Origin of the sequence: Lacrimispora algidixylanolytica, assembly GCF_003609635.1 — a bacterium.
GTDB classification, from domain to species: domain Bacteria; phylum Bacillota; class Clostridia; order Lachnospirales; family Lachnospiraceae; genus Lacrimispora; species Lacrimispora algidixylanolytica.
In genome coordinates, this window is the sequence record NZ_MCIA01000006.1 from 194,813 (window position 1) to 209,795 (window position 14,983).

Annotated in this window: 15 protein-coding genes; all 15 read left to right on the forward strand. The window is 42.2% G+C overall.

All coding sequences use genetic code 11. The features are described 5' to 3' along the window. Positions 1–10 precede the first annotated feature (10 nt). The gene (locus BET01_RS05470; protein ID WP_120195757.1) at positions 11–1,456 is read left to right on the forward strand and encodes a nitrogenase component 1; all 1,446 of its coding nucleotides are present in this window, start codon (positions 11–13) and stop codon (positions 1,454–1,456) included. A 1-nt stretch (position 1,457) separates the two neighbouring features. Beyond that, a complete protein-coding gene (locus tag BET01_RS05475; protein ID WP_120195758.1) occupies positions 1,458–2,744 on the forward strand; it encodes a nitrogenase component 1 in 1,287 nt (428 codons plus the stop codon). 34 nt (positions 2,745–2,778) lie between these two features. After that, a complete protein-coding gene (gene nifH / locus BET01_RS05480) occupies positions 2,779–3,618 on the forward strand; it encodes a nitrogenase iron protein (protein WP_334295065.1) in 840 nt (279 codons plus the stop codon). A 41-nt stretch (positions 3,619–3,659) separates the two neighbouring features. Further along, on the forward strand, positions 3,660–5,123 hold the full coding sequence (locus tag BET01_RS05485; protein WP_120195760.1) for a nitrogenase component 1: 1,464 nt from the start codon (positions 3,660–3,662) through the stop codon (positions 5,121–5,123). Further along, on the forward strand, positions 5,124–6,422 hold the full coding sequence (locus tag BET01_RS05490; protein ID WP_120195761.1) for a nitrogenase component 1: 1,299 nt from the start codon (positions 5,124–5,126) through the stop codon (positions 6,420–6,422). A gap of 26 nt (positions 6,423–6,448) precedes the next feature. Then, positions 6,449–6,877, forward strand: a complete 429-nt coding sequence (locus BET01_RS05495) for a NifB/NifX family molybdenum-iron cluster-binding protein (protein WP_120195762.1) — start codon at positions 6,449–6,451, stop codon at positions 6,875–6,877. Between the two features lie 17 nt (positions 6,878–6,894). After that, the gene (locus BET01_RS05500; RefSeq protein WP_243117129.1) at positions 6,895–7,722 is read left to right on the forward strand and encodes a transporter substrate-binding domain-containing protein; all 828 of its coding nucleotides are present in this window, start codon (positions 6,895–6,897) and stop codon (positions 7,720–7,722) included. Positions 7,723–7,727: 5 nt separating this feature from the next. Then, a complete protein-coding gene (locus tag BET01_RS05505) occupies positions 7,728–8,429 on the forward strand; it encodes an amino acid ABC transporter permease (protein WP_120195763.1) in 702 nt (233 codons plus the stop codon). Further along, a complete protein-coding gene (locus BET01_RS05510) occupies positions 8,426–9,136 on the forward strand; it encodes an amino acid ABC transporter permease (RefSeq protein WP_120195764.1) in 711 nt (236 codons plus the stop codon). The genes BET01_RS05505 and BET01_RS05510 overlap by 4 nt, the downstream gene beginning before the upstream one ends. Then, complete coding sequence (locus BET01_RS05515; RefSeq protein WP_120195765.1) at positions 9,129–9,884, forward strand: amino acid ABC transporter ATP-binding protein; 756 nt, start codon at positions 9,129–9,131, stop codon at positions 9,882–9,884. Before BET01_RS05510 ends, BET01_RS05515 begins: the two co-directional genes overlap by 8 nt. 198 nt (positions 9,885–10,082) lie before the next feature. Beyond that, the gene (locus BET01_RS05520) at positions 10,083–11,186 is read left to right on the forward strand and encodes an iron-containing alcohol dehydrogenase (RefSeq protein WP_120195766.1); all 1,104 of its coding nucleotides are present in this window, start codon (positions 10,083–10,085) and stop codon (positions 11,184–11,186) included. Continuing rightward, a complete protein-coding gene (hisC, locus tag BET01_RS05525) occupies positions 11,179–12,282 on the forward strand; it encodes a histidinol-phosphate transaminase (RefSeq protein WP_120195767.1) in 1,104 nt (367 codons plus the stop codon). Before BET01_RS05520 ends, hisC begins: the two co-directional genes overlap by 8 nt. 4 nt (positions 12,283–12,286) lie before the next feature. Further along, positions 12,287–13,354 carry an aliphatic sulfonate ABC transporter substrate-binding protein gene (locus BET01_RS05530; RefSeq protein ID WP_120195768.1) on the forward strand — a complete coding sequence of 356 codons (1,068 nt, stop codon included), beginning with the start codon at positions 12,287–12,289 and terminating at the stop codon, positions 13,352–13,354. 14 nt (positions 13,355–13,368) lie between these two features. Next, positions 13,369–14,136 carry an ABC transporter permease subunit gene (locus BET01_RS05535; RefSeq protein ID WP_120195769.1) on the forward strand — a complete coding sequence of 256 codons (768 nt, stop codon included), beginning with the start codon at positions 13,369–13,371 and terminating at the stop codon, positions 14,134–14,136. A 3-nt stretch (positions 14,137–14,139) separates the two neighbouring features. Further along, on the forward strand, positions 14,140–14,892 hold the full coding sequence (locus BET01_RS05540; protein WP_120195770.1) for an ABC transporter ATP-binding protein: 753 nt from the start codon (positions 14,140–14,142) through the stop codon (positions 14,890–14,892). Positions 14,893–14,983 lie beyond the last annotated feature (91 nt).

Below are 14,983 nucleotides of genomic sequence, written 5' to 3' on the forward strand. Positions count from 1 at the left end.
AACTAATACCATGATTGAAACTTATTCAGGAATCAGGGAAAGCCGTCCGAATCGGTATAATGATTTGGGTTCGACCGGGGACGCAGCCGAAGAGGATTTTAGAACTGGTTGTCTAAAGAAAGCCGACAGAAGCTTTGCCCAGGGCCTCCAGTGCCAACAGATTAACAGCATGGCAGCACTCATGTCCCTGGAAGATTCTGTATTTATTGCCCATGCACCTCAGGGCTGTGTAGGATGTACGTCCATGGCTGTAGATCAGTACCGGGTGGGGCAGGCGCATAGAGGAGTTAAGCATAGTAAGAATCCCAGAATCATTGTATCCAATTTAGATCAGAACAACGTAATATTTGGAGGGGAAAGCAAGCTGCGAAAAGCAGTAGAGGAGGCAGTAAAGAGGTATCAACCAAAGCTTATTTTTGTCCTTGCATCCTGCGCATCCGGCATTATTGGAGATGATATTGATGCCATTGTAAAGGATATTCAAGAGAGTACACAGGCGCTGGTCATCCCCATACACTGCGAAGGATTTAAATCCAAAATCTGTGCTTCGGGTTTTGATGCCGCCTTTATTTCTATTAATAAATACATATTAAAGCAGGAGAAGATCAAAAAGCAGGAGGGGCTTATTAATTTATTTGCACCAGTTTCCATCAGCTATGCCGATCAGGTGGAGATGGAACGGATGTTGTCCCTTCTGGATCTTAAGGTAAACTATATACCATTTTACAGTTCCCTGGAGAAAATTAAGGAGATCCCATCTGCCCAAGCATCTACTTCCATCTGTAAGGTATTTGCAGACGAATTTATGAAGGCCCTCTATGAGGATTATGACATACCCTATTCTCATACGGTGATGCCCATTGGAGTCCGCAATACTGATATCTGGTTCCGGGGAATTGCCAGTGTGGTGGGCAAAGAAAAGGAAGCAGAAGAAATTATTCAAAGAGAGCATGAGCGGATTCTTCCGCTGGTGGAATCCATCAAAAACAGACTGAAAGGAAAACGGGTATTTATCTGTGGAGGTACCGGTCGCTCCTTTGCCGCTGCTGCTTTAATTGATGATTTTGGGATGGAGCTTGTGGGACTGGAAACACCTACTTATGACGAAGATGCGCAGGCAGATATTGAATATCTAAATACCATTCACCCTAATTTTGTAATTGATATAGCAAATATGCAGCCTTTTGAACAGGTGAATCTGGTTAAGAAATTAAAACCAGATGTATTTATCGGAGTGCCAGAATGGGCGGCTAAGCTTGGGATTCCAACCACCCATGTTCTTGATATGAAACGGCCTACCATGGGATATGACGGACTTTTATTCCTTGGTAACAAAATAGCCGACCAGTTGGAGAATCCAGGATTTAATATCAAACTATCCCAGCATATCAAGCTTCCTTACAAGGATAGCTGGTATGAAGAAGATGCGTTTAAGTACATAATCGGAGGTAATTGAAATGTCTGAAGTAGTTGAAAATCCAAGAGGTGGCTGTGTTCTTGCTGGAATCAATTCTGTGCTGGGCGCCATTGACCGGGTATGCCCCATCTATCACGCCGGACCTGGATGCTGTATGCAGTCTACGGCATCTGACCAAGGGCAGTCGGGGAATAAAAGTTCATGTTTCGTCAGCAGCGTTTCCATCCCATCCACCAATATGCTGGAACGAGAGGTAGTGTTTGGAGGAACCCAAAAGCTTCAGTCTACCATACAGGGGGCAATTGATATCATTGATGCAGACGCATACTTCGTGCTCACAGGATGTACGGCAGGCATTATTGGCGATGATATTGAAAGCATCACGGATCAGTTCAAGGAGGAAGGCCACCAGGTCTATCCTATTGATACACCTGGTTTTGCAGGAGACAGTAATTTAGGTTACGAGGTGGTATGGAATACCATGATTAATCAGGTCGTGGAAGAACCTTTAAAAAAGGAAGAAAATCTTGTAAACCTGTTTGGCATCATCCCTTATCATGAACCTTTCTGGAGCGGAAATTTGGAAGAGATCTCCAGACTGTTAAAAAAGTTGGGGCTCAAGGTAAATACATTTTTCACAGAGCATCAGAACATGGAACATATTAGGACCTCTTCTCAGGCTGCGCTAAATATCATCCTTCACCCCTGGATATTTAAAGGGCCGGCAAGGAAGTTTGAAGAGAGATTTGCAGTGCCCTCCATTCGTTATCCCGGATTGCCCATTGGAGCCAGTGATACCAAACGGTTTCTCCTGATGGTAGGCGAAGCATTAAACCTTGATGACAGACTGGTGAATCAGGTCATTGAGGAAGAAGATGATTATGTGTATCACTACCTGGCTCAGTCCATTGGCACATTGAGCTGGAAACGGTTTGCAGTGGCAGCAGATGCAGGTACCGCACTGGGGATTACCAGATATCTTGCAAATGATTACAGCTTTACTCCGGTTCTCGTAGTCATAACAGAACCAATTTTCAGGCAGGAGGATAAAGAACGGATCATAGCCGAACTCACGAATCTGGAATATGCAAGGCCACCTAAAGTGGTATTTGCCTCTGATCAGTATGAGATTAACAAAGTCCTAATGGAAGAGGAAGATTTGAGCCTTATTATTGGGAGCAGCAATGAGGAGGAGGTCAGTAGCTTAAAGGAAGTACAATTTATCGTGGCCGCATTTCCCATCAAAGACCGGCTGATTTTTAACAGAGCCTATGCCGGCTACCGGGGAAGTCTGACACTAATTGAAGATTTATACGACAATTTATAGGAGATAGGAAGGAGATATTATAACCATGGGAGAAATCAGACAAATTGCTATTTATGGGAAGGGAGGAATTGGGAAATCCACGACAACACAGAATTTGACAGCAGGACTTGTTGAGCTGGGGAAAAAGGTCATGGTTGTAGGATGTGATCCGAAAGCGGATTCCACAAGACTCCTTCTGGGAGGATTGGCTCAGAAAACCGTACTGGATACGTTAAGGGAGGAAGGAGATGGAGTAAAGCTTGAACGTATTTTAAAAGAGGGCTTTGGAGGAACCAGGTGTGTAGAATCAGGGGGACCGGAGCCTGGAGTCGGCTGTGCGGGAAGAGGAATTATTACAGCCATCGGACTATTAGAAAATCTTGGAGCTTATACGGAAGATCTGGATTATGTGTTTTATGATGTGTTGGGAGATGTTGTATGCGGCGGTTTTGCAATGCCTATGCGGGAAGGGAAGGCAAAAGAAATCTATATCGTAGCCAGCGGTGAGATGATGGCACTGTATGCGGCCAATAACATTGCAAAAGGGGTCAAGAGGTTTGCAAAGACAGGAGGAGTAAGGCTTGGCGGGATTATCTGCAACAGCAGGAATGTGGACCGGGAGATGGATCTGCTTCGTGCCTTTTCAAAGGAACTTGGAACCAAACTCCTTTATTATGTTCCCAGAGACAATATTGTCCAGCATGCAGAAATTAACCGTAAAACCGTAATTGAATACAGGCCGGATTCCAAGCAGGCTGGAGAGTATCGAAGCCTGGCCGAGGCGGTTATGGAAAATAAGGATTATACCATACCAACGCCTATGGAGCAGGAGCGGCTGGAGGAGATTCTATTGGAATTTGGCCTTATGAATATTGGTGATGATTATAAGATTTAGAAACTGTTCAAAGAAGCTTAGAGGAGATTTGGAGGTTAAAAATGGCAATTAATTTATCAAGCTCTAATCTGGCAACCAGAGAGAACCGTCTTGGTTCTATAACAGGATATGTAGGAGATTTACATGATCTTGCAAGCCAGAGCAGATGCGGAAGTTTAAAGGGCTGCGGACGTTGTTTCTCCCAGTCAAGTACTTGCTTATCTGGGTGTGCACTTAGCCAGTTGGGCGGAATCCGTGATGTGGCGGTCATTCATCATGGACCGTCTGGGTGCTCGGCAACGGCCAGTTCCCAGTACGTCGTCACCAATCAGGTGGCAGCTAAAAGAGGAGTTGTAAATAAATCAGTTTATATTGGTACAGATATGGATGAGAACGATACTATCTTTGGTTCAACAGAAGCACTGTTAAATATCATTTTAGAAGTCAACAGGCGGTATCAGCCAAAGGTCATTTTTGTTAGCAGTTCCTGTGCAACCGGAATTATAGGAGAGGATATAGACAGTGTTGTGGAAGAAGCGAAGGAACAGATTTCTGTGCCAGTGATTGCTGTTCACTGTGAAGGTTTTAAGTCCAGAATATGGGCCACAGGTTTTGATATTTCCGATCACGCCGTACTAAGTGGGATTGTGAAGCCGCCAAAGGAAAAGCGAAACACCATTAATTTTAAAAACTTTTTTGAAAGCGCCAGAGATGAAATTAAAGAAATGTTCAAACATTTTGATTTGGATCCTATTTTTTTATATGCAAACGCCACCATAGAAGAACTGGAGCATTTATCCGAATCAGTTGCCACCACCTGCATTTGTGGAACCTTGGGAAACTACCTTGGAAATGGCCTGGAAGAAGCTTACGGCGTTCCTTATATCCGCACCATAAATCCGCTGGGAATCGCAGGCTTTGAAACCTGGCTTAAGGAAATTGGAAGAGTGGCAGGAAAGCTGCCGCAAGTGCTGGCCTACATAGAGGAACAAAGAAGCATCTACATTCCTCAGATAGAAGAAGTGAAGAAAGAATTAAAGGGATTAAAGGCAGTTCTTGGTATGGGTCCTGGGTATACCTTTGAAGTCTCCAGAGTCTTAAACGAACTGGGAATGGAAGTGGTTTGGGCTCTTGCCTGGCATTATGATAAGAAATATGAAAATGGAGAGGTTCCCCCCGCCATGAGCTACCTATTAGACAATGATATTAATTTTGAGGCCAGCGTGGCAGACCAGCAGAATTTTGAGGTGATGAACATCTTAAACAAATATCAACCCGACCTTTACCTTTCCAGGCACCCAGGTTCCACGGTATGGGCCATTAAGCAAGGGATACCGGCGGTCTATGTAGCAGATGAATATATGATATTTGGCTATAAGCATACCCTTGAATTTGCACATACGGTTTTAGATACTGTGCGAAACAGAAGCTTTGAACAAAATTTGGCAAAACGAGTAAAGCTGCCTTACACCGATTGGTGGTATCAGCAGGAGGTAGGAAGTTTCTTAGAGGAGGCGATCAGCTAAATGGCGAAGATATTAGATAAACAGCGTTACAAATGTGCAATGAGTGCCATGCAGACGGTCCAGGCAATCGACCGCGCAATTCCTATTCTTCATTCGGGCCCTGGTTGTGCCCAGAAGCTTTCCAGTTCCTCCGGAAGCTCCGGCTATTTTTCTCCCAATATTTACCCTTGCACCAGTATAAATGAAAAGGACGTAGTATTTGGTGGAGTGAAGAAGCTGGAATCCACCATCAGGCATTCTCTAGATGTCATTGACGCAGATTTATATGTGGTACTGACTGGCTGTATTCCTGAGATTGTGGGAGATAACACAGAGGAAGTGGTAGAAGGATTTAAGGATGCCAAAAAGCCGGTCATCTATGCTTCCACAGCAGGATTTAAGGGAAATAATTACAAAGGCCATGAAGAAGTGATTGATTCCATTGTAGACCAGCTTTTAGAGCCCTCTGATATTCGGGTGAAAAACCTGGTAAATATATGGGCCGATGTGCCTTATCAGAATGAATTCTGGCATGGGAATTTTCGGGAACTGGAAAGGCTGATCGAAAAGCTGGGCCTGGTTCCAAACATCATATTTGGCTATAACAAAGGTTTGAGCAATGTAAAAAAGATCCCGGCAGCCCAGTTCAACCTTCTTATATCTCCATGGGTGGGCCTTAATAATATGAAGAAAATGGAGCAGAAACTTAAAATCCCCTATCTTCATTATCCAACGCTTCCCATCGGTGCCTTTGAAACCAGCAAGTTTCTGCGTACAGTAGGAAGGTATGCAGGCGTGCCAGAGGAAAAGGTGGAAGCAATCATAGAGGAACAAGAAGCCTATTACTACTATTATATTGAGCGATATGCCGACTTGTTTTTGGAAACCAGAGTCATGTCCAAACAATTTACTGTGGTGTCAGATGCTCATTATGCTCTTGGAATCACTAAATTCCTGGTCAATGATTTAGGGTTATACCCTGCAAAGCAATTTGTTGTAGATGATACACCAAAAGGTAACCAGGAAGCAGTAAGTTCCTATTTTAAAGATTTAAATTATGGGATTGAAGCGGAGGTCAGCTTTGAAACCGATGGATACAAAATCCATAATGAGATCAAAGCCCACGATTATCATGGATATCCTTTGATCCTTGGAGGCTATTGGGAAAAAGAGGTGGCAAAGCAGACCAATGCCCATTTCTTAAATGTCTCCTGGCCTGTGAATGAACGGCTGATCATGAACAGTTACTATGTAGGCTATGACGGAGGCTTAAAGCTGATTGAGGATATCTATTCCGTTGCAAAGACAAGGTTCAATTAACCGATGGGCTTTTAGGAGGGAGTGCCATGTCGTATAAAATAGCAATTGCATCATCCGATGAGATAACCATTGATTTAAAATTTGGGTCAGCAACGGAATTTCTAATTTATGAGATAAAAGATGACGGGACGTATGAATGTCTGGAACGAAGAATCGTTTCTGAGAGAGTTAAGATAGAAGTACCATCAATCTGCGGGGGAAAAGAGAAATGCTCAGGGGGCGGCTGTCATAGCAGCAGCCCGGCAAATCTCAGAGTGGATTTAATTGCTGACTGTAGATGTGTGCTTTGTAAAAAGACAGGAGATCCCATTCAAAAGCAGTTGGATAAAAAAGCAATCATATCATTTGACGTAACTGGGGAGATAGAGGATGCTCTATATAAAATTACACAGTATTTTTACAGAGTGGATCATCATCATTCACTTAGGGGAATTGCAAGTAGAGGTATGATATAAAAATTAGGAGAATGAATATGAAAAATAGGATGAGACATTTTGTTTTTGCAGGATTTTTAACTTTACTATTAGGAGCAGTTTTAACTGGCTGTGGAAAAAAGGAAACTTCCACAGGAAGTGGAGCAGCAAAAGTGGTCATAGGCACCGGAAACTCCTATGAGCCTTATTGCTATCTGGATGACAAAGGAAACCTTGCCGGGTATGAATACGAGGTATTAAAAGCTGTAGATGAATTGCTTCCGGAATACGAATTTGAATTTAAAACCTCAGATTTTGCCAATGTACTCATCTCCCTTGATGCAGGTAAGATTGATATCGGAGCTCATCAGTATGAATGGAACAAGGAACGGGATGAAAAGTATCTTTTTGGAAAAGAATCTTATACCACTTACGTTACCTACCTTGCGGTAGTGGGAGATAAAAGTGATGTGAAATCACTGGATGATTTACAAGGGAAAAAGGTGAAAAGCTCTACAGGATCAAATTCTGCCTATATACTGGAAACTTATAATAAAGACCATAAGGACGATCCCATCAAGATTGATTATGTAAATAACTCTACAGATGAAGAAACCGTTACCGGTCTATTAAACGGAGTGTGGGATGCCACTATTATGACCTCCCGTGATACGGATAAATTAAATAAAAATTATGGAGAAGGAAAAGAGGTCATAAAAGTGATTGGTGACCCAGTCCAAACCTCCTCCACGTATTTTGTATTTGCAAAAGGGAATACAAAATTACAGGAGGCTGTGGATGGAGCATTAAAGCAATTAAAAGAAAATGGAACGCTTGCTAAGATTTCAGTGGATATAATCGGTGGAGATTATACAGAAAGTGAGTAATACATATGGGCAAATTGTTTGTCTGGGATCGGTTCTTTGAAAACATACCTAAAATTCTTCCGTATTTATCAGTAACCTTTTCTATTGTGGTCTACGCAACTCTTTTTGGAGTACTTCTGGGAATTTCAATTGTTCTGGTACAGATAAAGAAGATACCGGTATTGGTTCAAATCGTTAAAGTGTATGTATCTTTCATGAGAGGTACGCCTATGCTGGTTCAGTTGATGCTGGTGTATTATGGAATCCCCGCACTGTTCGATCCGGTTTTTGGAACCAACATTAACAGGGAGTGGGGAGCAGTTAATTTCGCCTATGTAACCTTTATTCTAAATCAAGGTGCATTTCTCTCCGCTATTTTCTATAGTGCAATCACCTCCATTTCCTATGGGCAGACAGAAGCGGGCTTAAGCGTGGGACTTACGGAATTCCAGACATTTCACAGAATTGTATTGCCCCAAATGGTAAAGACCGCCATGCCGCCCTTTGGATCAGATCTGGTGGGCTTGTTTCAGAATTCATCCCTTGTTTTCCTCATTGGTGTCACAGACATCATGGGAAGGGCAAAGACCATTGGAACAGCCACAAAACACGTACTGGAAGCTTATGTGTTTATCGTTCTTATCTATATCATCATCAGTCTGGGGGTACGATTGTTGTTTTTTCGGTTGAACAATAAAATGAGTTTTGGAAAAGAGGAGATGGGATGAATTTTAATTTGGAACATTTTAAAGAAAGTCTTATTTATGGTCTTGCCTATCTCCCCAATACTCTAAGTCTTGTCTTTGTCCCATTGGTAATCGGCTTGACTTTTGGAACGGTAATAGCCCTGGTACGTGTATATAAAGTACCTGTAATCGGCTGGTTGATGGCAGTGTTTGTTACGGTTTATCAAGGAATCCCTATAGTGGTAGCCTTGATGATATACAATCTGATTTTCATGCTTAAATTCAATGATCTGGCAGCCTTTTTGCATCTTAAGAAAAGTATTTCTGATATGAATAACATATGGGTGGGGATCTTCGCCCTAAGCATGGCGGCGGTCTGTTCTATATCTGAAGCGGTCAGAGGTGCACTTCTTTCCATTGACAAAGGACAAAACGAAGCGGGGTATTCCGTAGGACTCACAACGATTCAGACAATTAGGAGGATCATAATTCCCCAGATGATTCCGGTGGCTATTCCTATGTTGATTAACAATGTGGTGGGCTTAATTAAGGCATCTTCTGTGGTTATGGCAATTGGCATTGTGGAAATCGTAGCAGGAGCCACTATACCTAGCTCAAGAACCTACTCTTTTTTTGAGGGGTATGTAGCTGCCGCCGTAATCTATTGGGGGTTTACCGTAGTGGTAGAAAGCCTGGCTCAGAGATTAAAAAAGTATACCGGTAAATTCAGGAGGAATCTGTATGATTGAAGTGAAGAATATCAAAAAAAACTTTGGAAAGCATTCCGTCCTAAAAGATGTATCTGTCAAGGTAGAAGATGGTCAGGTGGTCGTGATACTAGGACCCAGTGGATCAGGTAAAACTACATTACTTCGCTGCATCAATTTTCTTGAAAATGCGGACAGCGGAAGGCTCACCATTGGGAACCTTGAGGTAGACCTAAAAAAATCAACTAAAAAAGAGATATTAAATATCAGGAGAAGAACCGCGTTTGTATTTCAAAACTACAATCTGTTCGCCAATAAAACAGCCATAGAAAATGTAATGGAAGGACTTGTGACGGGGAGGCATGTACCAAAAGCCCAGGCAAGAGAACGGGCAGAAGAGGCGCTGAACTGGGTGGGTTTATCGGATAAGTTTAATTATTACCCGGCTCAGCTATCTGGCGGTCAACAGCAAAGAGTTGGAATTGCCAGGGCTTTTGTTTTAGATCCTGAAGTAATACTCTTTGATGAACCTACCTCTGCACTAGATCCTGAATTGGTGGGAGAGACACTTGATATCATAAAAAAGGTAGCAGAAAAAGGGATCACGATGATTGTAGTGACCCATGAAATGTCCTTTGCCCAGGATGTAGCAGATAAAGTTATATTTATGGATGGTGGTATTGTGGTAGAGGAGGGGACTCCTGAAGTTATTTTTTCTAATCCCAAAGAAGAGCGCACCAAACAGTTTTTATCCAGGATTATTTCACTGGATCCCAATTATTCCATTTAGGAGGATATAAAACCATGAAAAAAGTTACCATAAATTCCTGTTACAAATGTCTTTGCTGCTGCAACCTTGCAGTTTCTTTTGGTACCTTGCTCTAGCTGTCATTTCGCAACGGATGTACCTAATCTGAAAGGGCAGGATGCGAGGACGCATATCTGCTTTTTTTATATAGAAAAGTATGAAAACAGAAAGGAGTATAACATGTTACAGATTAAAACCCCAGAAATTTACGTAAATGAACCTGGAGCCATAAATTCTCTTGGTTCTCTGGTTAGCCTATATGGGAAACGTGCACTGATCATTTGGTCCAAGACGGCAAGGAAGGTTACAGAAGAAGCTGTTATTGAAAGCCTGGGAGTGCAACGGATTCATTACATGGAATATCGTTTTGAAGGGTATCCCACTTTGGAAAAAGCAGAGGACATTGTAGCAATTGCCATAGGAAATAGCATTGATATTCTAATTGCAATTGGAGGAGGAAGGGTGATTGACACAGTGAAAGCGGCTGGTGATATCTCCTCAATACCTGTTGTATCGGTACCTACCATTGCAGCTACCTGTGCAGCGTGGGCAGCGCTGTCAGTTCTTTACACAGAAGAAGGCGATTTCCATCATTTTAGGCACAATAGGCAATCTCCCAAGCTGATTGTGGCTGATACCAAGATTCTCTCAGAGGCACCCAGTCGGTTTTTAAGAGCCGGTGTGGTGGATACTCTTGCAAAATGGTACGAAACATCCATCCATCAGAGCGACAGTTTTTCTTACTTAAATTCTGTACATAGTGCCAGGCTTGCATTTGACTTTCTTGGAGATCATGGAGCCGGAGTGATTGAGGCTTCTGCTAACAAAAAGGTAGATGACAACACAGTGAAAGCGGTGGATGCCATACTCTTTTTGGCAGGTGATGTAGGCAGTTATGCAGGGGATAAGGCATACTCTGGCTTTGCCCACCCCTTTTACCATTCTTCCAGAATCATTAAAGAAACCAGAGGAACTCTTCACGGAGAAATGGTATCCTTTGGTTTAATTATGCAGGCTGTTCTGGAAAAGAAAAGCAAAGATCAGATAAAAGCAATCGTCAAAAAGTTTCAGGAGCTTAAGGTGGCGTTCACTTTGGAGGAGATTGGAATATCTGACCAGGCCGAATCAAAGCTTAAAATTATCTCAGACCGGATTTATAAGGTGTTTCCAGACCTGTTGCTATTGGAAGGAAACACCGACGATAGAGCGATTATAGATGCAGCATTTGAGGCAGATGCCTACGTGAAATCAGTCAAAGAGGAGAGAGAAAAGGTCTATGGTTAAGGAAAGAAGTGGAGTAGAAAAAATCGCACCTTATCAGGCAGCCAAATCCCTGGAATCTATTAAAAGGGAATATGGACTCCCTGAAATTATAAAGCTGGCAGGAAATGAAAACCGATTGGGCTGTTCCTCAAAGGTAGCTAATATATTAAGTGATCAGCACAGCCAGCTATCCTTTTATCCAGATTCCAATTGTACCGCATTGAGAGAAACCTTAAGCGAGATTCATAAGGTGGAACCAGAACAGCTTATATTTGGAAACGGTTCCTTCGAACTAATTGCCCTGATCGCTCATTCGTATCTGGAAGAGGGAGAGGAATCCTTAATTCCTTATCCCACCTTTGGCTGGTATCAGAATGTAACTCTTCAGATGAATGCAACGCCTGTCATGGTGCCGTTAAAGGATTTTGCCATAGATCTGGATGTTGTCTTTCAACAAATAAGTGATAAAACAAAGATAATCTGGATCTGCAATCCCAATAATCCCACCGGAACTATTTTAAGCGAAGAAGCCTTAAAGACTTTTCTAAAAAAGGTGCCTAAATCCATATTAATTGTTCTTGATGAGGCTTATATTGATTTTGTTGAGGGAGAATATTTTAACACCATAGAACTTATGAAAGCCAATGAAAATGTCATCTTGCTTCGTACCTTTTCCAAGATATACGGGCTGGCATCCTTTCGGATCGGCTACGGCATTGGTAATGTATCTTTAATTCAACGAATCAATAAAGTAAGAAGCCCCATTAATGTCAGTTTGATTGCCCAGCAAGCTGCCCTATTAAGTCTGGAAGATCAGGCATTTAAACAGAAGGTTCTGGATAACAACAGAAAAAGCCTGGACCTATACTACTTAACACTAGATGCGCTTGGGTTACAATATATCCGTTCCCACGGAAATTTTATATTGTTTCAGGCAGGGGTAGAAGGAGACAAAGCGGAATCCCTATTTTTAGAAAAGGGTATTATTATAAGAAATGGATCTGAATTTGGTCTTAATGGATTCATCCGGGTATCTGTGGGGACTTATGAAGAAAATGAGAAAGTCTTAGAGATATTAAAAGAAATCACCCAAAAGTCCCACAACCAGGAGGAGTAAGAGGATGAAGAAAAAGTGTAAAAAGATTAAAATGATGTTGGCTGCTTCTCTGGCATTGTTTTTAACCGGATGTGCAGCGTCTGCCAGTCAAAGTAAGCCGCCAGAGCCAGAAAAGAAAAAATCTCAGTCTAATTCCCAATCTGAGTCTGGGGAAACCATCCATCTGCGTTATGGAATTACTGGTTGGAAAGTATACGAAGCCCTTCTAAAAGCCTCAGGGCTTGATGATTTTAAGGGATATGACGTAGAATACTTTGTTTTTCAGGGAGGAAATCTCTGTATGGAAGCCTTGGCTTCGGATCAAATCGATGTTACAGGTACCAGTGAGATTCCACCCATTGCGGCATCTATGGCTCAAGGTGGGGGCAACTTTAAAATCATTTTGGTTAATAGCAGCAGCCCTCAAAATCAAGAAGTCGTTGCGCTCAAAACCTCAGGAATCAAATCTATTACCGATTTAAAGGGAAAACGAGTGGGATACATAAAAAATACAACAGCCCATTATTTCCTAAATAAAATGCTGAAAAAAGAAGGTCTGTCCTGGAATGATATCAAGCCTGTGGAAATAACCACAGCAGATGGAGTTACTGCGCTAATTAGCGGTGAGATTGATGCTTTTGCAAGCTATGGTAATTCCATTAATGCTGCAAAAGCCAATGGGGCTGTTACCATAGGAAATGCGGTCAATATCCTTTCTGGTAACTTCCCCTTTGAAATATCTAACACCGTTTTAAAAGACGAGAAAAAGACGGAGGCCATAGCTGATTATTATGCCCGCGTGCAAAAAGCTTATGAATGGGCGGAAACTCACCTGGAGGAATGGGCAAAGATACAGGCAGAGCCCACTGGCACTACGTATGAGGAATCCTTAGATTTGCTTAAAAGAACCTATGAGGACAGAGGGTATTTGTACCGTTCGATTGAGATTGATGATAAGGTTATCGCCTCGGAGCAGAATGTGGCAGATTCCTTCTATGAACTAAACGTATTAGATAAAAATATAGATGTTTCTTCCTTCTACGATAAGTCTTTCTATAAAAAATATGAGAAGGCACGGAACAATTTAAAATAAGGCGGAATGAAGATATGGTGGTGAAACGAACAGGAAATATTGTGAAATTTGGAATTCCATGGATCATACCGGCATTTGTTCTGCTTTTGTGGTATCTGTCAACGCGCCCAGGTATGAATAATACTTTAATGCCCTCCCCGGATAAGGTCATTCAAAAGACTTTTGAGATGATAAAAAACGGTCAGCTATGGGAATATCTTTCGGTTAGTACAGTCAGAGCAGGAAAGGGGCTTTTGCTGGGCGGTTTCATTGGGCTTACATTGGCATTTCTTACAGGGTTTAACCGAATTCTGGATCTGACACTTGATACATCCATACAGATGCTGCGAACCATACCAGTCCTAGCAGCAATTTCTATAATGATCATTTGGTTTGGAATCGGAGAAAGAGTCAAGGTATATATGGTTGCTTTTGGCGTGTTCTTTCCTATCTATATTAATACCTATCATGGAATCAAGTCCATTGACAAAGGATTAATGGAAATGGGGGCTGTATACGGACTTAGCAGATTTAGAATCTTTACTGATATCATATTGCCAGGTGCCCTTCCTTCTATTTTAGTAGGGGTTAGGCTTTCCCTTGGAACGATGTGGCTCCTTTTGATTGCTTCCGAGCAGATCGCAACAGATGCCGGAATTGGTTATATGGCGATGTCTGCCAGAGAGCTGTTACAGATGGATAAGATCGTCCTGGCGATCATTCTCTATGCCATTCTTGGAAAGTTATCGGATGCATGGGCTACCTGGTTAGAGCGGAAACTAATTCGGTGGAGGGAGAGATAGAATATGGAAGATAAGCTGGAAGGTTATGAAATAAGAACGGAAAATCTGTACAAACGATTTGGATCCCTAACGATATTAAAGGACATAAATCTGACCATAAAGCCAGGAGAATTTGTGGCAGTGGTGGGGAAAAGTGGTTGTGGAAAAAGCACCCTTTTAAGACTTTTGGAGGGTTTAGACACTCCAACTAGCGGAACAATCAGCATAGGAGGTGGGCAAAAAAACGGGATAGATAGCAATATCAGGTTTGTCTTTCAAGAGCCTAGGCTCTTGCCCTGGAAAAAAGTTATTGACAATGTACGCCTTGGGGCGACCAATCATGACGAAAAACTGGCAAAGCTGGCTCTGGATTGTGTAGGTTTATCTGAAAAGGAAAAGCAATGGCCACATGTACTCAGTGGAGGTCAGAAACAAAGAGTTTCTCTTGCCAGAGCTCTTGCAGGGCATCCTAAGATATTACTATTTGATGAGCCTCTTGGTGCACTTGACGCATTAACTAGGCTGGAGATGCAGGAGCTGATTGAAACTTTGTGGAAGGAACTTGGATTTACGGCAATTATAGTAACCCATGATGTAAGTGAGGCCGTAAAGCTGGCAGACCGGGTCATCATCATTGAAGACAATGAAATCCAGTTGGATATAAACATTGAACTACCACGCCCAAGAGTGACAGGAAATGACAGTAGCTATTATGAAAAAATCATTCTTTCCCATATCATGAAGGAGAATGAGACGGCAAAAGACTATTCTATTTAATCTGAATTAAGAAAGTTCTTGGTGACGACTCCTTTCTTAAATTACATATCTTCATCAATAAAATAAAAACGGCCGTCCCTTTCAAGGGTAT

Bases quoted from the DNA above. Each gene is read 5' to 3' on its own strand.
- BET01_RS05485 (WP_120195760.1), top strand. From the start codon at position 3,660: ATGGCAATTAATTTATCAAGCTCTAATCTGGCAACCAGAGAGAACCGT.
- BET01_RS05505 (WP_120195763.1), top strand. From the start codon at position 7,728: ATGGGCAAATTGTTTGTCTGGGATCGGTTCTTTGAAAACATACCTAAA.
- BET01_RS05495 (WP_120195762.1), top strand. From the start codon at position 6,449: ATGTCGTATAAAATAGCAATTGCATCATCCGATGAGATAACCATTGAT.
- BET01_RS05510 (WP_120195764.1), top strand. From the start codon at position 8,426: ATGAATTTTAATTTGGAACATTTTAAAGAAAGTCTTATTTATGGTCTT.
- BET01_RS05470 (WP_120195757.1), top strand. From the start codon at position 11: ATGATTGAAACTTATTCAGGAATCAGGGAAAGCCGTCCGAATCGGTAT.
- BET01_RS05490 (WP_120195761.1), top strand. From the start codon at position 5,124: ATGGCGAAGATATTAGATAAACAGCGTTACAAATGTGCAATGAGTGCC.
- BET01_RS05540 (WP_120195770.1), top strand. From the start codon at position 14,140: ATGGAAGATAAGCTGGAAGGTTATGAAATAAGAACGGAAAATCTGTAC.
- BET01_RS05535 (WP_120195769.1), top strand. From the start codon at position 13,369: ATGGTGGTGAAACGAACAGGAAATATTGTGAAATTTGGAATTCCATGG.
- hisC (WP_120195767.1), top strand. From the start codon at position 11,179: ATGGTTAAGGAAAGAAGTGGAGTAGAAAAAATCGCACCTTATCAGGCA.
- BET01_RS05530 (WP_120195768.1), top strand. From the start codon at position 12,287: ATGAAGAAAAAGTGTAAAAAGATTAAAATGATGTTGGCTGCTTCTCTG.
- BET01_RS05475 (WP_120195758.1), top strand. From the start codon at position 1,458: ATGTCTGAAGTAGTTGAAAATCCAAGAGGTGGCTGTGTTCTTGCTGGA.
- BET01_RS05515 (WP_120195765.1), top strand. From the start codon at position 9,129: ATGATTGAAGTGAAGAATATCAAAAAAAACTTTGGAAAGCATTCCGTC.
- BET01_RS05520 (WP_120195766.1), top strand. From the start codon at position 10,083: ATGTTACAGATTAAAACCCCAGAAATTTACGTAAATGAACCTGGAGCC.
- BET01_RS05500 (WP_243117129.1), top strand. From the start codon at position 6,895: ATGAAAAATAGGATGAGACATTTTGTTTTTGCAGGATTTTTAACTTTA.